A 21789-nucleotide genomic window follows, 5' to 3' on the forward strand; every position below is an offset into this window, starting at 1 on the left:
TTTTGAAAGGGCCCTCTGTAAAACTGTGTTTTAGAAGTACTACATTGTATGCGAAAGTATATTTTGTAATGCATGGTCTATTGACGGAAATGTGTATTGATACCCATACTCAATTGCTTTACTAGGTAATACATGTTGCCCTTCTAGTACAAGTATGCTCATCTCGCCTAATAAAGCACGAAGCATAAATGAAGGGACAGGTAACCAATGAGGTTTTTTTATTATAGTTGCAATGATTTCTCCAAATTCCTTCATTCTTATAGGATCAGGAGCTGTAATGTTAAGAGGTCCATCAATTTCTTCTTTGTGTATGATGAAATCAATCATGGAAGCGACATCGTCTATATGAATCCATGATAACCATTGATTTCCAGATCCAACTGTACCTCCGATATAGAATTGATAGGGAAGTAGCATTTTTGGAAGGGCTCCTCCGTCTGGACCTAATACGACTCCGAATCTTGCGTAGATTGTCCGTATTCCGAGAGCACGTGCTTTAGATGCTTCTTGTTCCCATGAATATACTGTATTTGCTAAAAAGTCATTTCCAGGAGTCACATGCTGTTCTGTAAAAGACTCGGTTTCAGACGTTCCATAGTATCCAATTGCACTTGCGTTAATAAATGTGTGTGGTTTTGTAGGGAGTGCCTGCAATTGTTTAATGAGTCCTTTTGTTGTTTGAATTCTACTGTTTAAAATGACTTTCTTTTGTTTCTTTGTCCATCTACTATTAATAGACTCTCCAGCTAGATTAATAACTACATCAATAGAAGAGAGGGGGAAGGTTTGTAAATCTGGTGTCCATTGTACATACTGAAGGTTAGGATCGGAAGTTTCAGCAGTTTTTTTTCGTGAGAGAATATAAACAGTATATCCTTTTTGAATAAAAAAGGTAGAAAGGTATTTACCTATAAAGCCGGTACCACCAGAAATTGCGATTTTCACAATTATTTCCTCCTCATTATATATATTCTTGAAAAGCAAAAACGTTCCTTAACTATGTTAAAATAATAGAGAGGTGAGAGTATGGCTGTCATTACAAAAATAGAAGTGCAAAAACGATCGAAAGAACGGTTTAATATTTATATCGATAAAGGTCAAGGTGAAGAATACGGATTTAGTGTCAATGAAGTAATCTTAATAAAACATGGATTACAAAAAGGCTTAGAAATTGATGAAATAGCTTTAGGAAATATTTTGTACAATGAAGAGGTACAAAAAGCATATTTACAAGCAATCTCCTATTTATCCTATCAAATGAGAACGAAACTAGAAATAGAAGATTTTTTACGAAAAAAAGAAGTTGGACAAGCCATCATCTCTGAGGTCGTTTCGAAATTATTACATGACCGATATATTAATGATAAAGAGTATGCTATTTTATATACGAGAACGCAAAGTAATGTGAATCGAAAAGGTCCAACGGTTATTAAAAGAGAGTTGTTAAATAAAGGTGTTCAGGATTTAATTATTACGCATAGTTTACAAGAATATCCGAAGGAAAAGCAAATTGAGAATGCTTTAATTCTTATAGAAAAGAAGAAGAAATCTTATCAAAAGCATTCCTTTTTACAAATGAAGCTAAAGTTAGACGAAATGCTGGTTCGTAAAGGATATTCTAGAGATGTGATTCAAATTTGTTTAGAAGAATTGAAAGACGAAAAAGATGACGAAAAGCAACGAGAAGCGTTACACTATCATGGGAATAAATACTATGAGAAATATAAGAAGTATGATGGATGGACATTTGAAAATAAGATGAAACAAGCGTTATATCGCAAAGGATTCTCTATCGATGAGATAGAGATATTTTTGCAAATGAAACGCGAAGAGGGATGAGGGAATAAAATGAATATGCCAAAACGCTACAGTGAAATGACACCATATGAGCTAAGGGAAGAAATTGGGGTTTTGAAAGAGCAAGCGATAAAAGCTGAGCAACTTGGAATTGTAAATGAGTTCGATGTATTAATGCGAAAGATAGCAATGGCTCGCGCTTATATAACTGACATAAACAAATTCCATATCGGTGAGACATATGAATTAGTAGAAGAACCTGGTATATTATTTGAAATTACGTATTTCAATGGGGTATTTGCTTGGGGACATAAGCAAAATGATAATGAAGAGATTGGAATACCGATTTCTTTATTGCAAGAAAAATAAAAACCAGAGAGCGAATATCTCTCTGGTTTTCATCTTTGGTAGGCGTTACAGGAGATAGGAGATTCTAAAATTGGCGTTTTTTACATTCATTCGCCAATATAATGAGAGACTGGGTTTGTTGCGTCTGTCCGTTAACTTGCGCTTTTGCATGTTTCGGACGAGTCCACGTATGGTTAAATAATTCAGAACGACTATCTAAGCGATCACGGTAGCTCATCTTTATCACCTCGTGTAGGAAGTTAAGTTACTTTGTTACTACTCTTCCTGCTGATTTGCAGCACGCATACGTTCTTGTGGGTGCGTGTTAATTGTGCCGTTAGGTCGTTTCGAAGCGAAGCGTGATTTCGCTTTCGGTTGACCGTCGATTTTGCTGTTGTTTTTTGACTCAGACCAAAATTCGGCTTGTTTACCCATTGCGAACGCCCTCCTCATCATCAGTTGATACCTCTTGAAGAAGTATCAATTATAGAATGTGCAAAATAGAAGAAACTATCCTTTAGAAATGAAGGGATAATTAGGTAAAGGAGACTAGAACATGAATGATATTTATGAAGCATTAACGAAAGAACTATTAGACAAAAATGACAAGCTTTCTTATGCACAAGCGCGTGCTTGGGTTGAATTACTGTGGGAAGATTTTCAAACGACTTATGCGAAATCAGGTCGTTATCAAGGAGAAGAAATGACTGAACAAGTTGTGCGATCATGGATTAATAATCATGGAGGACGCCTTCATGAAATGCGTACAAATAATCCGAAATATAGCCATCTAATCAATCAAGAAGATCATTTGAAACATTAAAAAAAGCGACTGAAGTCGCTTTTTTTAATGTGGAAGTAACTCCAGTTTTTTTTGAAGTTTTTCTTCACTAAAAATCCATCCTGTATAGGAACTAATAATATTTAAATTATGATCGAGTTGAACGATCGCAACGAATGGATAATAGTCTTTACTACGATATCGCAAATCAATGAATCGAACTTCATAATAATGATCATAATCGAAAATGTCCCAGCGATATACAGGGGAGAAAGATAAAAATGCTGAGATGTTTTCATCTTGTTTAGCTGCGCGCATAATAGCATTATCTGGGAACGGTACCCGATCGAACTTATCATAGATCATAATGTTACCACGATGCCATCTAGCAACGTAGTAATAATCGGTTGTAACGACTGCTAAATGATAATGATAAAATCGATAAGAAGGAGAAATGATTATCTTCTCAACATTTTTGAAACGTTTTTGTACAACACTTCTTATATTTCTATGCATCATAATCCGTCCGATGTAGTAAACAATCATTAATATATACGCTGCTAAGGCAGTATATCCTTTATGGGAACCTACGAGCATACAAGCAATTGCGAGTATATGGATAAAGAAAATGACGGTATCAAATGTATTAATGATGCCGAGCGCTACCCATTTTTTTGTGAAGGGCCGTAATGCTTGTGTACCGTAGGCATTAAAAATATCTACAAAGACATGAAGAAAGACGGCAATAAAGGACCAAAGTAGTAGATGCAAATATGGAGCGTCTGAAAAGAAGGCGAAAGAGATGCTACTTATAAGGAAAGACCAAAGAATCACTGCAGGAATGGAATGAGTAATCCCACGATGATTTCTTATATATTTAGCGTTATTACGCAATTTTAAAACTGTATCGATGTCAGGAATATTGGAGCCGGCAATTGTAGCAAGCATAACTGCTTGTGGCCCAATATCACTTTGTGCTATGGCTGGATCTAACGTGGCCAAACTGCCTAGAGTAACGCCCATAACAAGGTGAGTGGCTGTGTCCATAGAAATCCACCTCCGTTTTTTATTAATGTAACTCTTTTTATTCGATACCTCAAGTCCTTTGCCTTCTATTTCCTATGTCATCTTACTTAAATTTTTTCCTAAAATCTTTATAATAGTACTTATATGCAAAAAAATGAGGGGGACCAAGTTTGACACTTGAAATATTAAATAATTTTAACATAGAGCAGTTTCAAAATGATTTAATTGGTTGGTTTGAAAAAGAGCAACGCGACTTACCGTGGCGTAAAAATAAAGATCCATACCGTGTTTGGGTTTCGGAAATTATGTTGCAGCAAACTAGGGTAGAAGCTGTAAAACCATATTACGCAAATTTCATGGGGAAGTTTCCTACTCTAGAAGCTTTGGCAAATGCTGATGATGAAGAAGTGTTAAAAGCATGGGAAGGTTTAGGCTATTATTCTAGAGCGCGAAATTTACATGCAGCCGTAAAAGAAGTAAAAGAAGTATATGGCGGGATTGTGCCAAGTGATGTAAAGAAGATTGAGAAATTAAAGGGAGTCGGTCCCTATACAAAAGGTGCTATTTTAAGTATCGCATATGGTATACCAGAGCCGGCAGTTGACGGAAATGTTATGCGTGTATTATCTCGCATTTTATCAGTATGGGATGACATTGCAAAACCAAAAACGAGAAAAGTGTTTGAAGAGATTGTGCGTGAAATTATTTCGGCTGAAAATCCATCTTATTTTAATCAAGGTTTGATGGAATTAGGAGCACTGATTTGTATTCCTAAAAATCCAGCATGCTTACTTTGTCCTGTACGTGAGCATTGCAGGGGATATGCTGAAGGTGTTCAAAAGGAATTACCAGTAAAAAGTAAAGCGAAAGCCCCTACGATGGTACCGATCGTTGCAGGAGTACTTCAAACTGAAGATGGTCGTTACGTCATTAATAAACGTCCAAGTACCGGTTTATTAGCTAACATGTGGGAGTTTCCGAATATTGAACTTGGCGAAGGGATTCGAAGTCAGAAAGAACAGCTTACAGATTATATGAAAGAAAAATTTGAGCTCTCGATTTCTATTGATGAATACGCAATGAATGTACAACATACATTTACACATCGCACATGGGATATATTCGTATTTTACGGAAAAGTAACTGGTGATATCGTTGAAACAGATACATTGAAATTTGTATCGAAAGAAGCATTTGAGCAGTTACCTTTCTCTAAATCACATCGTACGATTTATGAGAATTGTGTTGAGAAAATTACAATGCAATAAAGTGAAACTTTAATCAGTGGGGGTTTTCTTCATCCCCCACTGATTATCAGCCCTCACCAATCGGACTTTTATGGGCAGCCCGACCCCCACCTCACTTCTTTGCTTTCGCTGTATTTTGAGGTGGGGGTCTTACTGCCCATTAAAGCGGGATAAACAAAAAAAGTGTTCCCAGGTTGGGAACACTTTTTTAATCGTAAGAAATTTTTGTCCCATGAGTCCAACTAGCATCACCTTCTTGTAAGCCGCCTCTTGATTCAATTTCTATTACAATTTCTTTGTAGATACTTTGACCTTCTGCATTTAAATACGGCAGAATCTGTTGTAATGAATGATGAAAATAAGCCAATTCATCTTCTTTCCACTCACTTTTTGAAACCATCGTTAGTTCAGTCATATCGCGTCCTACATACATATTCCCACCTCCATTTTCTATAGTTTGAATGAGTAACAAGAGATATATGCGGAATTTTTTCAAAAGAAAATTACGGATAGCTTCTAGTTGAATTGGTTACATTATTGATTGTGGAGGTGAGAAAGATGAGTAAAAAACAACAAGGTTATAACAAGGCAACTTCTGGTGCTAGCATTCAAAGTACAAATGCTAGTTATGGTACAGAGTTTTCAACTGAAACAGATGTGCAAGCAGTAAAACAAGCAAACGCACAATCAGAAGCGAAGAAAGCACAAGCTTCTGGTGCACAAAGTGCAAACGCTAGTTATGGTACTGAATTTGCAACTGAAACAGACGTGCATGCTGTGAAAAAACAAAATGCACAATCAGCTGCAAAACAATCACAATCTTCTAGTTCAAATCAGTAATGAAAGAAAAACACTTCTCTAATTCGAGAGAAGTGTTTTCTTTGTGCTTTGGTCATGGGAATGAAAATAAAACGAACGACATAACTTCTAATAAGTCAACAAATGTAGTCAAAGGAGAAGGAAGTTAAAGATTAGAAATATGTAATGAGGAATAATAAATGATAAATAAGTCCAAAAGGGGGTAAGTAATGAACGATTTTGATAAGTTGGTAGGAGAGCAATTGGAAACGATGGATGAGTTGTTGAAGTTACAAGCTCACCTAGAGAAGTATCAGCAAATTGAAATGAGCGAAAAGGATACGTGCGATAAAAAAGAATTACATTTTATCCGCCAAGAAATATATAGAACAGAATTAGCGCTCAAGCTATTACATGAGAAATTTGAAGAGCAAACAAATAGTGTAATTCAATCTTTTGAAACTGAAAAAATGATTTCAAATTTAGGATAAGATATATCGTTACCTTTAGGTGAAAGGTCCTTCTTTACATGGAAATGAGGAAGGACTTTTTTTATTCTCATTTCTTCCTTTATAAAATGTTAAGCGAAGATCCTTGTTTCTTAATAGGATTAAGGATATCGTATTCAGTGTAAAATATAGAGTCTTATCGCTTTAGTTTTAAAATTTCGACAAAAAAGTTATAATAGAAAAAAAGTGAATGCAGTTCAAAGGGCATTTGCAGTTGAAGGAAGGGAGCATATATGGGATTTCCCAAAGAAGGAGAAAAAGTACAAATACATAGTTATAAACATAATGGCTCCATTCATAGAATGTGGGAAGAGACAACGGTTTTAAAAGGGACACAGAGCCTTGTAATCGGAGCGAATGATCGTACAGTAGTGACGGAATCAGATGGCCGAACATGGATTACTCGTGAACCAGCAATTTGTTATTTTCATGCAAACTATTGGTTTAATGTAATTGGAATGTTAAGGGAAGAGGGAGTATATTATTATTGTAATTTAAGCTCACCTTTTGCATATGATTCTGAAGCGTTAAAGTATATTGATTATGATTTAGATATTAAAGTGTATCCAGATATGACATATACGCTTTTAGATGAAGATGAATATGAAAAACATAGTCAAATTATGCAATATCCACCTGTGATTGATACGATTTTAAAACGAAATGTAGCACAATTAACACAATGGATTCATCAAAGAAAAGGGCCATTCGCACCAGACTTTGTAGATATGTGGTATGAGAGATATTTAATGTACAGAAATTAAAACAAACCTGCAGGGGATTTCCCCGCAGGTTTGTCCTATTAGAGGGGGGATTATGTGCAAGGTATAAAAAGATATTTGCAATTTGTTAAACCATATCGATGGCTTATTGCTATTACGATTATGATTGGTCTAGTTAAATTCGGCATCCCGCTCATTATGCCGTGGTTATTAAAGTATATTATTGATGATGTCATTCAGGGCGGAGGGTCACTTCAAGATAAGACGTCTCAACTAGTAACAGCGATTGGGATTGCTTTTTTTATTTTTGCAGTGTTAAGACCACCGATTGAATATTATCGTCAATATTTTGCGCAGCGTATCGCAAATACAATACTATATGATTTGCGAAAACATATTTTTGGTCATTTACAAAAGTTGAGTTTACGTTATTATTCGAATACAAAAACAGGGGAGATTATTTCGCGCGTCATTCATGATGTAGAACAAACGAAGGATTTTGTAATTACTGGTTTGATGAATGTTTGGTTAGACACGGCAACAATTGCTATCGCTATCATTGTTATGTTTTCTATGAATATAAAATTGACATTTGTCGCGCTATTAATTTTACCTATTTATGTAGTGGCAGTGAAATATTTTTTCGGGCGTCTTCGAAAATTGACGAAAGAGCGTTCACAAGCGTTAGCAACGATGCAAGGGTATTTACATGAACGTATTCAAGGGATGCAAGTGACACGTAGCTTTGCATTAGAAGAGTATGAAGGGAAGCAATTTGAAAAAAGAAATAATGAATTTTTGACGAAAGCGTTAACACATACGAGTTGGACGGCGAGAACATTTTCGGCAGTAAATACGTTAACAGATTTAGGGCCGTTACTCGTGATCGGTTTTGCGGCGTATGAAGTGATTCAGGGGCAGTTAACCTTAGGAACTATGGTTGCCTTTGTTGGATATATGGATAGTTTGTATAGTCCACTTCGCCGCCTTGTCAATTCCTCTACGACATTAACACAGTCTTTTGCATCGATGGATCGGGTGTTTGAACTATTAGATGAAAAATACGATATTGTGAATGTGCCAAGTGCGGTACAAACGAAAAAATTAAATGGTGAAGTGATATTTGATAATGTATCTTTTCGTTACAATTCGGATGAAAAAGAGGTATTACATAACCTTTCGTTAACTATGTTACCAGGAGAGAAGGTAGCACTTGTAGGAGCGAGTGGGGGAGGGAAGTCATCTCTTGCTAGTTTAATCCCGCGTTTCTATGATGTCTCTTCAGGCGTAGTTTATGTAGATGGGATAGATGTTAGAAAGTATGATATGAGAAATTTACGTAGCCATATTGGAATTGTACTGCAAGATAATTTGTTATTTAGCGATACAATCGGGGCAAATATTTTATATGGGAATCCGAAAGCTACAGAGGAAGAAGTAATTGCAGCTGCCAAAGCTGCGCAAATTCATGATTTTATTATTGAGTTACCTGATGGTTATGATACTGTCGTCGGGGAACGCGGTGTGAAGTTATCTGGTGGGCAAAGGCAACGTGTAGCGATTGCACGCGTGTTTTTAAAGAATCCATCGTTACTTATATTAGATGAAGCGACTTCCGCTTTGGATCTAGAAAATGAACGATATATTCAAGAGGCGCTTCAAACGTTAGCTGCTGATCGAACGACGATCATAATTGCACATCGATTGGCGACGATTACGCATGTGGATACGATTATTTACATTGAAGATGGTGAAATTAAAGAAACAGGATCTCATGAAGAATTAATGAAAAAAAGAGGATATTACCACAATTTATATCAACTTCAACATATAACAGAAACAGCTCCTTTAGCGTAAAAGGAGCTGTTTTTTTATTCGTCTTCTTTTTTATCATCGATTTTAAGTTCTGCTTCTGGTTTATGGTATGTGTAGAAGCTATCCACAAGTAAATCTAAATGCTCTACTTCTTCACTATAGTTAATAATAGCAGAAATAAGAGGGAAGAGATGTAGCCATGTTTTATATGCCTCTTCATCATCCTTGTTTTGATATTCCATAAAGATATCAATTAATTCCTGTTTACCTGTTTCAACTTCATCAAGCATTTCAACAGATTGTTGTTTTTTTGCTTTACCAATAAATTTTAATAAAACTTGTTCATGATAATGTGTTAATGAATCAAGTTCGTTCTGAATAGATTCCTGGAATTCTTCTGGCATATAGCGCAGTTCGTTTTCAGTACGATGTAATGATTTTAACGTACTTAAAGCACGACTTGTTGTCGCTAACATTTGTCTGAATAAAACAAGCTTACGAATTTTTGCGAACTTTACTTTTTTCGTATAGCTTCTTTCTTCTTTATACAGCAAATAGTAATGGTTTAGTTTGATCATTTTTTCTTTCATTCGATCAATATCAGTTTTTAATGTTGTAAAATCAGAAGCTTGCCTGCTATTCATTCGAATCCATTTTACAATTTCTTCTGTATTATCAACGATGCGATGATATAACTTTGTTTCGTATTTTGGCGGCATAAACACTAAATTTACAAGTGAAGCCGCAATAATTCCAACCATAATCGTCGCAAATCGAAGTAAGGCAAAACTAAAGAAATCTTCACCTTGATACTCCATAATAGCGATAACTGTTACTAAAGCAATTGATATTGTGTTTTCTAATCGTAATTGCAATGTAAGAGCAATTACTAATATACATGTTAATCCAATAATAAAAGGATTATGTCCAAAAGCAGTAGCGAATGCGATAGCGAATACCGCACCAATGACGTTTGCTTGAATTTGTTCAAGTGCAGTTAAATACGAACGGTATACAGACGGTTGAACAGCGAAGATAGCTGAGATTCCCGCAAATACTGGACTCGGTAAGTTAAGTAAAATACAAGCAAATAAAGCTAATGTGATGGCAATACCCGTTTTTAAAATGCGAGCACCAAGTTTCATACCCTTAATAAGATCCTTTCTCTTGTCATAATGAATGTACAACATGATACTATACATTCATTACAATATGTTAGCAAGTGATATTTTAGTGACGTTAATAAGAAATTAAGATTCATTTTATACTTTTTCCTAATTCTTTTTAAACATCAATTTTTAGTAAAAAAACCTGCTGAATTTCAGCAGGTTTCAAATTGTTACTATAGATTACTATGAGAAGTGTACTTCGTCAATTTTTTTCTTGAAGATGAAAATTAGGCATATCACTCTGTTGAGATAGATGGATCAGCCTGCTCTTTTTTCGGGATGATTTCAAAAAACTGTTGCTGCATATCATCGAATAACGGTGTCAATAAAGCAACTTCCTCGTATTGCTCATGTTCATTTAATACACGGATATAATCTAGTAATAACTCGGTCACATCTTGCACACCATTTTTACTAAGTGGTTGTAATGTAACATTTGCTCCTTTTGCGATTCTTCTTTTTAAGGCCTGTTCTGTTAAACCTAAGCTTGAATCATGGCGTAAATAAACAACACCGCCAGTCATACCAGCGCAAATCCATGGACCAGGATCTCCTAAAACAAGCGCGCGCCCATTTGTCATATATTCAAAAGCGAAACCTTTAATATTAGAGTATGCTCCTATATTCCCTTGTTCTTTTTCGCGGAGTGGCTTTATCATGCGTCCGCCAATTATCATGTCTGCTCCAGAGAGGCGAATGCCAGCGCGAGCATCAGCGTTACCTTGAACGTATAGCGCCCCTTTTTGTGCACCGTATCCAAAACCTTTTCCGACAGAACCGTTATAATATAGACCATCTTTTCCTTTTGCTTTCGTTATATAAATACCACCACCAAAGGAGGTTTTACCAATACCATCTTGTGCGCCGCCGTTTACGTGTATAAATAAGTTCTCACTATTGTAAGCACCTAATCCATTTCCAGGAATCGAGCCATTCGTATACTTTAATGTAAGTGGTTCAAGCTTCGTGTCTTCATATAATTTACTACGAACGCGATAACAAGATTCTAGACCACCCATAACGCGTTGCTCTACGCCAACGCCTACTAATTCTTTTGAATGAGGAGAATGAATTGTTTCAAATTGTTTTTCTAGTACGTGTTCTGTTTTTGTACCAGATGGATGTTCTATCGTTTGTAGTAAATTACATAAGTTTAATAAATTTTTGCCTCGAACTTGTTCTAATAAATCGGAACGCCCGACAATTTCTTGTAAATTTGTATAGCCGAGATTTCCTGTTAATCGTTTTAGTTCTTCGCCAAAAGTAGTGAATAAATGTAATAATCCAGCCACGGCGCTTTCTAATTCACGCGGGACGAAGCGGCGTAATCCGTGTTCTTTCGCTTGAGCTTCAGATTCAATCTGTGTTGCGATTCCAACGTGGCAAGTATCTAGATGACATCCGCGGCAAGTTGTACAGCCAATTGCAATCATGGATAATGTACCAAATCCAATGCGGTTTGCTCCAAGGAGCATAATTTTCAAGGCATCATTCACACTTCGAATACCACCATCAGCCCAAATTTCTACTTTATGTCTCATATTTGCTTCTAATAAAGCATTGTGAGCGGCTTTCACACCAATTTCTACAGGAAGCCCTACATGTTGCAATGCGTGAATACGTGCGGCACCTGTACCACCATCAAATCCGCTAATGTTAATAAAATCAGCACCAGCTTTAGCGATACCGACAGCAATTGTTCCAATGTTAGGGACGACAGGAACTTTTACAGCTACTTTTGCAAGTTGATTAGCCGTTTTAATTTCTGTAATCATTTGAGCTAAATCTTCAATGGAATAAATATCATGATTGTTAGAAGGTGAAATTAAATCAGAGCCAATTGTAGCATTACGCGCTTCAGCGATTTTGGCTGTTACTTTTGAACCTGGCAAATGTCCACCTTCACCAGGCTTGGCACCTTGCCCAATTTTTATTTCAATTAAGTTTGATGAATTGAGTAGTTCGGCGTTTACGCCAAATCGTCCGGACGCGATTTGTTGTCCACGTGTATGTGGATATTTTCCAATCATATCTTTAATTTCGCCGCCTTCACCGTTCAAACTAATCATATTTAGCTGATCGGCTGCTTCTGCATATGCACGAAAGGCAATTTCATTTTGAGAACCGAATGACATGGAACTAATAATAAATGGTAAATCATGATTTTGAATACTGATGGACACTTCTTCAGCCGGAACGACATGTTTTGTTTCTTTCGTTTGAACAAGATGTCTAATTGCGATTGGGTTATTTTCTTCTAATTCACTTAATTTTTCACGGTAATCATCATAAGAGTTTCCCTTTGCAACATCGCCGATTGCTTTCCAAATTCGCGGGAATATATGAAAAGATTTTCGCATTCTAACTTTAGGATTGTTATAATCGTTCGCTCGCATTTGTGCATCTTCAGCAAGTGATTCAAGAGAAAAAGCTAAATCATTTGAACCTAAGAAATTTGTAATTTGCAATATATTTGCGATTTCTTCATGTAACCCGATAGAAGAATAGAGGCGACCGTAACCACGCAATTCATGAATTCCAATTGTTGAAATGACTTTTTCCAGTCCTTTATTAAGTGCATGATATAAATTCGTAATTGGTGTTTTTGTCCCATCATTTACGGTTGCAAATAGTAAATATGGATTGATACTATCTGCTCCTAATCCATACAGTGTGACGATATCGTGTAAGGAGCGAAGGGCACCAGAACGTATAACGAGAGAGCAGTTTCGGCGTAATTTATTTTCGCTTAATACTTGATGTACTTTCGCGGTAACTAAATGCGGATCAATCCATAATCGTCCATTTAGGTGAGCGTCAGCATCGTCTATTAATAATAGGGAAGCTCCATCGTTCACGGCTGTTATCGCTTCAGAACTAATTCGACTTAAGGCACATTGTAAAGTTTCTGCCTGACTGAATGTAGCAGAGATTGTAGCGATAGAGCTATGAGTATTGAATAGTTGTATAAGTTGCTCGTACGTAATTGTGTGTAATTCTTCTACAATAGATTGTGCTACACTTCCTTCTAAAATGATTGGGGAAAGCATCTCAACTACAAATGGCTGTTTAGCATCAGCCAATAAACTTGGACGTTTGCCAAGTATCGTTCGTGTGGAGAAGTGTTCAACTTCTCGATCGCGATCGATTGCTGGATTTGTAACAACAGCTACACTTTCCTTAATGAAGTCAGCGATATTTCGTCTATCAGTATCAAGTGCAGCGAGTGGTGAGTCATGCCCAAGTGAGCGAATTGGTTCAACACCTTTTGTTGCCATCTGTTCAAGAAGCTGAATATGTTCACGATCCCATCCGAAAGCAACGTATTGTTTTGTGTCAACTTGCATAGAATCACATAATCCTTGGATTTCTTTCGTTTCAGGGGTAGATAAGTTTAAATGATAATCTTTAGTATCCACTCGTTTTTTAAAACGGTCATATACTCGAGCTTGGTATTTGTCATATTCATAAAGAACAAGCTCATCTTGTTCATTCCACTTTAGTCCGACTTTTTCCCCTGGAGCGAGTGGTTTTGGTTCTGCTACATATTCAGTTGGGGATACAACTCCAGGTTCAGAAGAGAAAATATAAGAGCTTTCTGTCTCTACTTTCCATACTGGTCGTAGCCCGAGGGAATCCACGCTGAAAACAGCTTCATCTTTATAACGTGAAATAATGCCAGCTGGACCTTGTGCAAAATGGCCCCATGCTTCACGTATATACGTATATAAATCTTGTAAATGTGGTTCATAAAGTTTAATTTCATTAATAATTGGCGGGAATAGTATATCCATTGCTTCAAATAAACTGTAGTTGTATTGAACAAGTAGAGTTTCTAAGGTGCGGTTTAAATCTTGGGAGTCACTGCCCCCAGCAGTAAGTGGAACGTGAATCATTTCAGCTTGATCGCGTAATTTTGCAATTGTGTTAATTTCACCATTATGTCCGAGGATACTAAATGGTTGTACACGAAAGAAGTTAGATAATGTATTAGTAGAATAGCGATTATGTCCTAGTGTCATAGTTGAAGCAATAAGTGGGTGTTGTAAATCATTGTAATAGGCAACAAGTGTATCCCCAGCACCGAGAACTTTATATACAACGTGATCACGACTTAAGGAAGCAACATGAATCGCTTCATTTTCTTCTATTTTTATCGTTACTGTAAATAATGTTTGCTCAATATTTGCAACTTCATTTTCTGCGATAAGAGCAACTTGCCAAAATAAAGGTTCTTCTTGTTTACCAAGTGGACCGAGTGCATCGGAGTTTATTACATCATCACTTTCGAAAAGAATTGCAAAGTTTTCGTTGTTTAGTTGTGTACGAATATGATTTTTTAAATTAACTATATTTTCGTTTTTGTTTAGAAAAAAATGTCCAACGATAAAGTGGGGATGATCCACGATCGTTGGATTATATCCGCTACTTTTTAATTTTTCATTCCAAAGTGATTTTGGTACATCAATGTGAATACCGATTCCATCGCCTTCGCCATTAATGAAACCAGCTCTATGATTCATTTTGACGAGCGATTGTATGCAAAGGTCAATATTTTCTTTTGTAGGAATTTTTCGTTTCTCCATAACGGAAACGATTCCACACGCATCGTGTTCCGCATTTTTGTAATCTCGAAATAAAGACGGTGTCCATGTGTTTGTTTTATTGAGCATCCGTCAATCCCCCCTCTTATGAAAGTTTGAATAATCTTACTATTTGAGGCGTGAGCAGCCTTGTATACAAAGATAGTAAGGATATAAAATAAAATTAAACAGATAATTATGAATAATTATACTATTAATGAGGGATTTATGAAATAGAAAAAAGGAAAAAAGAAAGGTGTGCTTTCTTTTTTCCTTTTAATGGCGGGATTATTTATTGTTTGCTAAAGCAGCAAATGCTCTACCTACAGCTTCAATTGTATATTCAATATCTTCTTTTGTATGTTCTGTCGTTAAGAACCATGCCTCGTATTTAGAAGGTGCTAAGTTAATTCCTTCTTGCAGCATAAGCTTGAAGAATTTACCGAACATTTCTCCGTCTGTATCTTGTGCTGCATCGTAATCTTCAATTGTATTTGTTGTGAAGTATACAGTTAAAGCGCCTTTTAGGCGGTTTAATGTAATATCGATATTATGTTTTTCAGCCTGCTCTAAAATTCCTTTTTCAAGCATTGCACCAAGTTCATCTAATTTTTCATAAAGCCCTTCTTGTTGAAGAACTTCTAGACAAGCAATACCAGATGCCATAGAAGCAGGATTTCCTGCCATTGTACCAGCTTGATATGCAGGTCCAAGAGGGGCAACTTGTTCCATAATTTCTTTCTTACCACCGTAAGCACCGATTGGAAGTCCGCCGCCAATAACTTTACCAAGCGCTGTTAAGTCTGGTGTTACGCCAAGTAAGTCTTGAGCACCACCGTACATGAAGCGGAAAGCAGTAATAACTTCATCATAAATTACTAGTGCACCAGCTTCGTGAACAAGTTCATTCACTTTCTCAAGGAAGCCAGGTTTTGGCTCTACAATACCGAAGTTTCCAACGATTGGTTCTACAAGAATAGCTGCTACTTCATGTCCCCATTTATCTAATGCTTCTTTTAAAGTTTCTACATTATTAAATGGAACGGTAATAACTTCTTGAGCGATACTTTGTGGTACACCTGCTGAGTCAGGAGTTCCTAGTGTAGAAGGGCCAGATCCAGCTGCTACAAGTACTAAATCAGAATGACCGTGGTAACAACCAGCGAATTTCATAATTTTTGTGCGGCCTGTGTAAGCGCGAGCGACACGAATTGTTGTCATTACAGCTTCAGTACCAGAGTTTACGAAGCGAACTTTATCTAATGCAGGCATTGCTTCTTTTAACATTTTTGCAAATTTTACTTCTAGCGCTGTTGGAGTTCCGTAAAGTACACCATTTTCAGCAGCTGTTGTAATTGCTTTTGTAATGTGCGGGTGAGCATGTCCAGTAATAATAGGACCGTATGCTGCTAAATAATCGATATATTTATTTCCGTCTACATCCCAGAAATAAGCACCTTTTCCACGTTCCATAGCAACAGGAGCGCCGCCACCAACTGCTTTAAAAGAACGAGAAGGACTATTAACACCGCCAACGATATGTTCTAAAGCTTCTTTATGTAATGCTTCTGATTTTGTGAATTTCACTACCATTCATCTCCTTACAAAAATCTATGTATTATTCTAACATGTTTTTCGAAAAGACGTATTGTTTGTGATAGAGAAGGCAGTTGGGTAAACTATTCGTTGTGACATTTAGGAAGGGGGTCCGGTTATGAAATCGGTAATTGAGGTACAAGGGTTACGTAAAGAATTTACAGCCTATTCAAGTCGTCCAGGTTTAAAGGGTGCATTTCGCGATTTATTAAATCGTAATTATAAAATAGTACCAGCAGTAAATGATGTATCTTTTACTGTGAAACAAGGTGAAATGGTTGGATATATCGGTGAGAACGGTGCCGGTAAATCAACGACAATTAAAATGCTTACGGGAATTTTGACTCCGACATCAGGAGACATTTTAGTAAATGGGATGAACCCACATAAGCAGAGGGAAGAATTTGTAAGAACAATTGGTGTTGTTTTCGGTCAACGCTCGCAGCTTTGGTGGGATATTGCCGTGCAAGAATCGTTTCGTTTATTAAAAAAAGTGTACGGTGTATCAGACGCTCAGTATAAGGAACATATGGAGCACGTAATCGAAACGTTAGATATTGGTCCTTTGTTAGACAAGCCAGTTCGAAAGTTATCTTTAGGTCAAAGAATGCGTTGTGAATTAGCGGCGGCATTAATTCATAATCCACCGTTATTATTTTTAGATGAACCAACAATTGGGCTAGATGTACTTGTGAAATTGAAAATACGTGAATTTTTAAAAGAAATGAATGAACGTTATAAAACAACAATTTTATTAACAACCCATGATATTACTGATATTGAAGCATTATGTGAGCGCGTTATCATGCTGGATGAAGGAAATATTATGTATGACGGTTCTTTACATAATCTTCGTACGCAGTGGGGAGCAGAGAAGGAAATACATTTTCAGTTTGTCGCACCAGTTTCCTATCAGGCTTTATCAATGGTTATGCCAGATAGTCATGTCGTTTGGTCGAAAGCGAAAGAGGAAAACGCGTGGATTGCCAAAATACCGAATGAAGAAGTTATTATTTCAATGCTTATTTCTAAAGTGGTACAAGCCTTTCAAATTAAAGATTTAAAAATTAACGAAGTGTCTACAGAGGAAATTATTCGTAACATTTATGAAGAAGGTATTAAACATGGGTAAGTACATCGAAATGATTCGAATTCGCTTTTTAATGATGCTTGCGTATCGCACAAATTATTATAGCGGGATTTTAATTTATACGATTAATATCGGTGCGTATTATTTTTTATGGCAAGCAATTTATAGCGGAAAAGAGAATATTGAAAGTTTATCTATTTCGCAAATGACTACGTATATCGCAATTGCGTGGATGGCACGTGCTTTTTATTTTAATAATATAGACAGGGAAATTGCGATGGAGATTCAAGAAGGACGTGTAGCGGTAGAACTGATACGTCCATATAACTATTTAGGGATGAAAGTGATGCAAGGTCTTGGTGAAGGAATATTTCGCTTTGCCTTCTTTTCCATTCCGGGTATGGTCATCGTTACCTTATTATTTTCATTGCAAATTACAACGAACTTTCAAACGTGGTTATATTTCTTCTTATCTTTAATATTTAGTTTTATTATTAATACACAAATTAATTTAATGACGGGAATGCTCACATTCTTCTTATTTAATAATAGTGGAATTATGTATGCAAAACGTGTTGTTATTGATTTGTTTTCAGGTCTATTATTACCAATTAGTTTTTATCCGTTATGGGCCCAAAAGGCAATGATGTTTTTACCGTTTCAGGCTATTAGTTATATTCCGAGTATGATTTTCTCAGAAGGTATACAAGGAAGTAAATTGTATGAGGCATTATTATTCCAAGTAATTTGGGCCATTGTACTTATTATTCCGATTGTACTCATGTGGAGAACGGCGAGAAAACGTCTAATTGTACAAGGGGGATGATGAGATGATATATATAAAACTATTTTTGCAATATGCAAGTCAATATATAAAAACAAAATTGGAGTATCGGGGCGATTTTATCGTTGGATTACTTTCTGATTTATCACTACAGGCTGTTAATTTAATCTTTATTCTTGTTGTGTTTGGACATACGCAAGCATTAAAAGGTTGGAGTAGAGAAGAAGTCATCTTTATTTATGGTTTCTTTTTAGTGCCGTTTGCCATTTTCTCAGCTTTCTTTAACATATGGGACTTTAATGATCGTTACATTATTAAAGGAGAAATGGATCGCATATTAACGAGACCGATTCATAGTTTATTTCAAATTATTTTAGAAAGAATGGAGCTTGAATCTTTAATTGGAGCAATTACGGGAATGATTGTAATGGGCTACGCAGCAGTGGAGTTGCAATTATCTTTTTACTGGTACGATATCTTCTTATTCTTGTTGATGGTAGGAGGGGGCGCACTTGTATACGGAGGAATATTTGTTACGCTTGCAAGTCTTGGTTTTTGGTCGGACGCGAAAAGTTCGATTATGCCGCTAATGTATAACATAGGGAATTATGGCCGCTATCCTGTTAATATTTATAACCGTGTGATTCGCTTCATTTTAACGTTTGTCTTACCATTTGCGTTTGTCGGAGTGTATCCAGCAGCGTACTTTTTAAGAAAAACAGAGTGGAATAGCTATGCATTTGCAACACCGCTCGTTGGTGTTATCTGTTTTACGATTGCAATTACTCTTTGGAATCAAGGGGTAAAAAGGTACCGTGGTGCAGGGAATTAATTATAAAAGCTTGTTTGTTTCTAAGGGATAAATCCAATGGCTGTCTCATACATATAAAATGAGGTGGAGGACATGTTATGGGGGTTTATTCTATTAATTGTAGCAATTGCTATTTTGAGAAGTGTCCAATTGTTATGGAGTTCCTATTCAGATTCAACGCGTTTTTTTTCGCTGTATAATTTAGCCACATTATTTTTGATTTATACAACTGTACTAATTGCGTTTGGATTAAGTTATGTTGTATTAGAAGAAATGGGTTTTGCAGTTTTGAAAGAGGATGGAGAAAGCTTAAACGCTCACTCTTTTCAACTCGTTGAAATTTGTTTATATTTTAGCGCAGTTACTTTATTGTCTGTTGGATATGGTGATATATCTCCAATTGGAATTGGGCGGTGGATTGCAATTGGAGAAGCGCTAATTGGATATACATTACCGTTTGCTTTCGTGATGAGGTCTGTAATAGACAATGAAAAATAAGGAAGCATTTGTTATAGTAAAAGAAAAGAGTAGGAGTGATAACAATGATCACAGTAGGAGAAATGGCTCCAGAATTTACATTAGAGGGAAGTAACGGGGAACAAGTTCGCTTAGCTGATTTTCGTGGTAAAAATGTAGTTCTATATTTTTATCCGAAAGATATGACTCCAGGGTGTACAACTGAAGCGTGTGATTTCCGTGATTCTTATGGATTATTTCAAGAGAAGGACACGGTTATTCTTGGAGTGAGTCCGGATTCGGCAAATAGACATTTGAAATTTATTGAGAAGCATGAACTTCCATTTACACTTTTAGTAGATGAGGATCATAAAGTAGCAGAATTATACGATGTTTGGAAATTGAAAAAGAACTTTGGGAAAGAGTACATGGGAATTGAGCGCTCTACATTCCTGATTAATAAAGCCGGTGAGCTTGTAAAAGAGTGGCGTAAAGTGAAAGTGAAGGGACATATTGAAGATGTTCTTTCTTATATAAAGTAAATCCATTGTGGAGATAAAATATATAGAAGTAAGGCGAGTGTCTATACATATTTTATTGTCTTACATAAAGTGAAGTGTAGGGCATACCTCCTCAGATGATAGTATTCCAAGTGCGATTATGTCGCACTTTTTTTCTATTGTAAATGCATAAAAAATAGGGAAAGATACATAAGAATAAGGCTATATACAAAAATAAACCACATACTTATAGTAGAAATATTGACGATTTATAAGAAAAGGAGTACACTCTTTATAAGAATTATAAAATAATAATCCGTATAGAATCGGGGTGCATGACGGTGGTCAAAGAAGAATTAAAAGAAGCGCTAGAAATGCTGAAAAATACGGGTGTACGCATTACTCCACAGCGTCATGCTATTTTAGAGTACCTTGTGGAATCAATGACGCACCCAACAGCGGATGATATTTATAAAGCATTAGAAGGTAAGTTTCCAAATATGAGTGTTGCAACTGTCTATAATAACTTACGTGTATTTAAAGAGGTTGGGCTTGTAAAGGAATTAACTTATGGAGACGCTTCAAGTAGATTTGATTATGTTACAAGTCAACATTATCATGTGATTTGTGAAAAATGTGGTAAAATTGTTGATTTTCCTTATGGAGGTTTGGAACAACTTGAAGAGGAAGCTGCAAAAACAACAGGCTTCGTTATTAATAGTCATCGCTTAGAAATTTATGGCGTTTGTCCAGAGTGTCATAAGGCGTAATATATAATAAAGAAAGAGGCTGACGGCTTTACGTCAACCTCTTTCTTTATTATATATGGGAATTACGTTAGGTTCAGAAGGAGTTAAAATGTTCAGTGGAGATCTAATTTAATTAAGAATAAATACAAAAGGTGATTTCTTAACCAAGAAATCACCTTTTAATGTTTAGCTCAGTAAGGATACATTTTCCTTACTGTACTCATATGTGCCTATGATTTATAGCTCTTCTTATTATATTTTTCATCAAATTCTTTTCCTTCTAGATTTCGATCCATTGTTAAAGGTTGGTTGCAATGCATACATGCGTCGACACGACCGAGCATTTTTGTAGGTTTATGGCAGCTTGGACAAATAATTTGTACAGTTTTAGTAGATAACATACCAATCCAAAAATAAACGACTGTACTAGCGATAACAGCTAAAAAGCCAACCATCATAAATGTTGTCATAATAATAATGTTCTCACGGAAAAAGACTCCTAAGTATGCAATGAAGAGGCCGATAAATACTAAACTTAATGCAAAGGTCCGGATTTTATTGATTTTGTTTGAATACTTAATGCTCATTCTCACCACGCTCCTATAACAATAATATAACATAAAATTTAGAATTTTCTATCGTGCAGAAATATGGTAAAGTGATAAGATATGAAATGCAGAAGGAAGGGAGATTATAATGATTTTTGAAACATGTTTTTAAACTTTTAACGGGATGTGAAATTTTTTTATAAAAAGTATTGACCATGTATGTACTGCATGATATATTAATAACCGTCGCTGATGCGGAAACGCAGAAAACGATAAAAAAGAAATTAAAAAACTTAGTTGACATCGAAAAACGAAGATGTTAACATAAGGAAGTCGCAAATGAGCGACTAAGTAGTTCTTTGAAAACTGAACGAAACAAACAACGTGAAACGTCAATTTTTATTTTAGATGCTAGACAAACTAACTTTATTGGAGAGTTTGATCCTGGCTCAGGATGAAC

23 protein-coding genes are annotated in these 21789 nt (G+C 36.1%); 14 read left to right on the forward strand and 9 right to left on the reverse strand.

The features are described 5' to 3' along the window. Positions 1–39 precede the first annotated feature (39 nt). Positions 40–945 (reverse strand): TIGR01777 family oxidoreductase, encoded by a 906-nt coding sequence (locus ACTFR9_RS21390; protein WP_000684393.1) that lies wholly within the window; start codon positions 943–945, stop codon positions 40–42. A gap of 81 nt (positions 946–1026) precedes the next feature. Between ACTFR9_RS21390 and recX the strand changes: the two genes are divergently transcribed. Together recX and ACTFR9_RS21400 are read left to right on the forward strand one after the other, a co-directional pair. Next, positions 1027–1839, forward strand: a complete 813-nt coding sequence (gene recX, locus ACTFR9_RS21395; RefSeq protein ID WP_000268522.1) for a recombination regulator RecX — start codon at positions 1027–1029, stop codon at positions 1837–1839. A gap of 9 nt (positions 1840–1848) precedes the next feature. After that, on the forward strand, positions 1849–2166 hold the full coding sequence (locus ACTFR9_RS21400) for a YfhH family protein (protein WP_001057034.1): 318 nt from the start codon (positions 1849–1851) through the stop codon (positions 2164–2166). A gap of 64 nt (positions 2167–2230) precedes the next feature. On the opposite strand, the gene ACTFR9_RS21405 is transcribed toward ACTFR9_RS21400, so the two are convergent. Both ACTFR9_RS21405 and ACTFR9_RS21410 read right to left on the reverse strand, forming a co-directional pair. Beyond that, entirely contained in the window at positions 2231–2383 is a 153-nt protein-coding gene (locus tag ACTFR9_RS21405; RefSeq protein ID WP_000122093.1) for a YpzG family protein, read from the reverse strand. A 38-nt stretch (positions 2384–2421) separates the two neighbouring features. Further along, a complete protein-coding gene (locus ACTFR9_RS21410; protein ID WP_000517891.1) occupies positions 2422–2580 on the reverse strand; it encodes a small, acid-soluble spore protein K in 159 nt (52 codons plus the stop codon). Positions 2581–2701: 121 nt separating this feature from the next. On the opposite strand from ACTFR9_RS21410, the gene ACTFR9_RS21415 reads away from it, so the two are divergent. Next, on the forward strand, positions 2702–2968 hold the full coding sequence (locus ACTFR9_RS21415) for a YfhJ family protein (RefSeq protein ID WP_000998157.1): 267 nt from the start codon (positions 2702–2704) through the stop codon (positions 2966–2968). Between the two features lie 24 nt (positions 2969–2992). Here the strand turns inward: ACTFR9_RS21415 and ACTFR9_RS21420 are convergent, their stop codons facing one another. After that, the gene (locus tag ACTFR9_RS21420) at positions 2993–3973 is read right to left on the reverse strand and encodes a metal-dependent hydrolase (RefSeq protein WP_229136800.1); all 981 of its coding nucleotides are present in this window, start codon (positions 3971–3973) and stop codon (positions 2993–2995) included. A gap of 149 nt (positions 3974–4122) precedes the next feature. Between ACTFR9_RS21420 and mutY the strand changes: the two genes are divergently transcribed. Then, a complete protein-coding gene (gene mutY / locus ACTFR9_RS21425; RefSeq protein WP_000171405.1) occupies positions 4123–5220 on the forward strand; it encodes an A/G-specific adenine glycosylase in 1098 nt (365 codons plus the stop codon). Positions 5221–5407: 187 nt separating this feature from the next. Here mutY and ACTFR9_RS21430 read toward each other — a convergent pair whose 3' ends face one another. Beyond that, on the reverse strand, positions 5408–5632 hold the full coding sequence (locus tag ACTFR9_RS21430) for a hypothetical protein (RefSeq protein ID WP_000289263.1): 225 nt from the start codon (positions 5630–5632) through the stop codon (positions 5408–5410). A 125-nt stretch (positions 5633–5757) separates the two neighbouring features. Between ACTFR9_RS21430 and ACTFR9_RS21435 the strand changes: the two genes are divergently transcribed. The 4 genes from ACTFR9_RS21435 (at position 5758) to ACTFR9_RS21450 (ending at position 9085) form a co-directional block, all read left to right on the forward strand. Continuing rightward, the gene (locus ACTFR9_RS21435; RefSeq protein ID WP_000039045.1) at positions 5758–6039 is read left to right on the forward strand and encodes a gamma-type small acid-soluble spore protein; all 282 of its coding nucleotides are present in this window, start codon (positions 5758–5760) and stop codon (positions 6037–6039) included. Positions 6040–6227: 188 nt separating this feature from the next. Next, positions 6228–6488, forward strand: coding sequence for a YgaB family protein (locus ACTFR9_RS21440; RefSeq protein WP_000997582.1), 261 nt, complete (start codon positions 6228–6230; stop codon positions 6486–6488). Positions 6489–6739: 251 nt separating this feature from the next. Continuing rightward, positions 6740–7270: a nucleoside tri-diphosphate phosphatase gene (gene ntdP, locus ACTFR9_RS21445; RefSeq protein ID WP_000506631.1), complete on the forward strand. Its 531-nt coding sequence runs from the start codon at positions 6740–6742 to the stop codon at positions 7268–7270. 54 nt (positions 7271–7324) lie between these two features. Continuing rightward, complete coding sequence (locus tag ACTFR9_RS21450) at positions 7325–9085, forward strand: ABC transporter ATP-binding protein (protein ID WP_001161627.1); 1761 nt, start codon at positions 7325–7327, stop codon at positions 9083–9085. 14 nt (positions 9086–9099) lie between these two features. Here ACTFR9_RS21450 and ACTFR9_RS21455 read toward each other — a convergent pair whose 3' ends face one another. From ACTFR9_RS21455 to hemL, 3 genes are all read right to left on the reverse strand, one after another. Continuing rightward, positions 9100–10188, reverse strand: coding sequence for an aromatic acid exporter family protein (locus tag ACTFR9_RS21455; RefSeq protein ID WP_000765784.1), 1089 nt, complete (start codon positions 10186–10188; stop codon positions 9100–9102). A 260-nt stretch (positions 10189–10448) separates the two neighbouring features. Continuing rightward, positions 10449–14885 carry a glutamate synthase-related protein gene (locus ACTFR9_RS21460; protein WP_061185482.1) on the reverse strand — a complete coding sequence of 1479 codons (4437 nt, stop codon included), beginning with the start codon at positions 14883–14885 and terminating at the stop codon, positions 10449–10451. Between the two features lie 198 nt (positions 14886–15083). After that, entirely contained in the window at positions 15084–16388 is a 1305-nt protein-coding gene (gene hemL, locus ACTFR9_RS21465) for a glutamate-1-semialdehyde-2,1-aminomutase (protein ID WP_000260535.1), read from the reverse strand. A 121-nt stretch (positions 16389–16509) separates the two neighbouring features. Here hemL and ACTFR9_RS21470 point away from each other — a divergent pair, with 121 nt between their 5' ends. From ACTFR9_RS21470 to perR, 6 genes are all read left to right on the forward strand, one after another. Continuing rightward, positions 16510–17523: an ABC transporter ATP-binding protein gene (locus ACTFR9_RS21470; protein ID WP_000843642.1), complete on the forward strand. Its 1014-nt coding sequence runs from the start codon at positions 16510–16512 to the stop codon at positions 17521–17523. Beyond that, positions 17516–18307 carry an ABC transporter permease gene (locus ACTFR9_RS21475; RefSeq protein WP_000521517.1) on the forward strand — a complete coding sequence of 264 codons (792 nt, stop codon included), beginning with the start codon at positions 17516–17518 and terminating at the stop codon, positions 18305–18307. The genes ACTFR9_RS21470 and ACTFR9_RS21475 overlap by 8 nt, the downstream gene beginning before the upstream one ends. A 4-nt stretch (positions 18308–18311) precedes the next feature. Next, entirely contained in the window at positions 18312–19097 is a 786-nt protein-coding gene (locus tag ACTFR9_RS21480) for an ABC transporter permease (protein WP_000639354.1), read from the forward strand. A gap of 72 nt (positions 19098–19169) precedes the next feature. Then, positions 19170–19574 carry a potassium channel family protein gene (locus ACTFR9_RS21485; protein ID WP_000964357.1) on the forward strand — a complete coding sequence of 135 codons (405 nt, stop codon included), beginning with the start codon at positions 19170–19172 and terminating at the stop codon, positions 19572–19574. Between the two features lie 44 nt (positions 19575–19618). Next, positions 19619–20074: a thioredoxin-dependent thiol peroxidase gene (gene bcp / locus ACTFR9_RS21490; protein WP_000633725.1), complete on the forward strand. Its 456-nt coding sequence runs from the start codon at positions 19619–19621 to the stop codon at positions 20072–20074. Positions 20075–20373: 299 nt separating this feature from the next. Continuing rightward, entirely contained in the window at positions 20374–20802 is a 429-nt protein-coding gene (gene perR / locus ACTFR9_RS21495) for a peroxide-responsive transcriptional repressor PerR (protein WP_000237831.1), read from the forward strand. A 209-nt stretch (positions 20803–21011) separates the two neighbouring features. Here perR and ACTFR9_RS21500 read toward each other — a convergent pair whose 3' ends face one another. Then, positions 21012–21368 (reverse strand): YgzB family protein, encoded by a 357-nt coding sequence (locus ACTFR9_RS21500; RefSeq protein WP_229136801.1) that lies wholly within the window; start codon positions 21366–21368, stop codon positions 21012–21014. Between the last annotated feature and the right edge of the window lie 421 nt (positions 21369–21789).

The sequence above is a fragment of the Bacillus cereus group sp. MYBK222-1 genome, from assembly GCF_051916425.1.
GTDB lineage: Bacteria > Bacillota > Bacilli > Bacillales > Bacillaceae_G > Bacillus_A > Bacillus_A paranthracis.

Coding starts and splice junctions, on each gene's coding strand:
- recX (WP_000268522.1), top strand. CDS start 1,027: ATGGCTGTCATTACAAAAATAGAAGTGCAAAAACGATCGAAAGAACGG.
- ACTFR9_RS21400 (WP_001057034.1), top strand. CDS start 1,849: ATGAATATGCCAAAACGCTACAGTGAAATGACACCATATGAGCTAAGG.
- ACTFR9_RS21405 (WP_000122093.1), bottom strand. CDS start 2,383: ATGAGCTACCGTGATCGCTTAGATAGTCGTTCTGAATTATTTAACCAT.
- ACTFR9_RS21410 (WP_000517891.1), bottom strand. CDS start 2,580: ATGGGTAAACAAGCCGAATTTTGGTCTGAGTCAAAAAACAACAGCAAA.
- ACTFR9_RS21415 (WP_000998157.1), top strand. CDS start 2,702: ATGAATGATATTTATGAAGCATTAACGAAAGAACTATTAGACAAAAAT.
- ACTFR9_RS21420 (WP_229136800.1), bottom strand. CDS start 3,973: ATGGACACAGCCACTCACCTTGTTATGGGCGTTACTCTAGGCAGTTTG.
- ACTFR9_RS21430 (WP_000289263.1), bottom strand. CDS start 5,632: ATGTATGTAGGACGCGATATGACTGAACTAACGATGGTTTCAAAAAGT.
- ACTFR9_RS21435 (WP_000039045.1), top strand. CDS start 5,758: ATGAGTAAAAAACAACAAGGTTATAACAAGGCAACTTCTGGTGCTAGC.
- ACTFR9_RS21440 (WP_000997582.1), top strand. CDS start 6,228: ATGAACGATTTTGATAAGTTGGTAGGAGAGCAATTGGAAACGATGGAT.
- ntdP (WP_000506631.1), top strand. CDS start 6,740: ATGGGATTTCCCAAAGAAGGAGAAAAAGTACAAATACATAGTTATAAA.
- ACTFR9_RS21455 (WP_000765784.1), bottom strand. CDS start 10,188: ATGAAACTTGGTGCTCGCATTTTAAAAACGGGTATTGCCATCACATTA.
- ACTFR9_RS21460 (WP_061185482.1), bottom strand. CDS start 14,885: ATGCTCAATAAAACAAACACATGGACACCGTCTTTATTTCGAGATTAC.
- hemL (WP_000260535.1), bottom strand. CDS start 16,388: ATGGTAGTGAAATTCACAAAATCAGAAGCATTACATAAAGAAGCTTTA.
- ACTFR9_RS21470 (WP_000843642.1), top strand. CDS start 16,510: ATGAAATCGGTAATTGAGGTACAAGGGTTACGTAAAGAATTTACAGCC.
- ACTFR9_RS21475 (WP_000521517.1), top strand. CDS start 17,516: ATGGGTAAGTACATCGAAATGATTCGAATTCGCTTTTTAATGATGCTT.
- ACTFR9_RS21480 (WP_000639354.1), top strand. CDS start 18,312: ATGATATATATAAAACTATTTTTGCAATATGCAAGTCAATATATAAAA.
- ACTFR9_RS21485 (WP_000964357.1), top strand. CDS start 19,170: ATGTTATGGGGGTTTATTCTATTAATTGTAGCAATTGCTATTTTGAGA.
- bcp (WP_000633725.1), top strand. CDS start 19,619: ATGATCACAGTAGGAGAAATGGCTCCAGAATTTACATTAGAGGGAAGT.
- ACTFR9_RS21500 (WP_229136801.1), bottom strand. CDS start 21,368: ATGAGCATTAAGTATTCAAACAAAATCAATAAAATCCGGACCTTTGCA.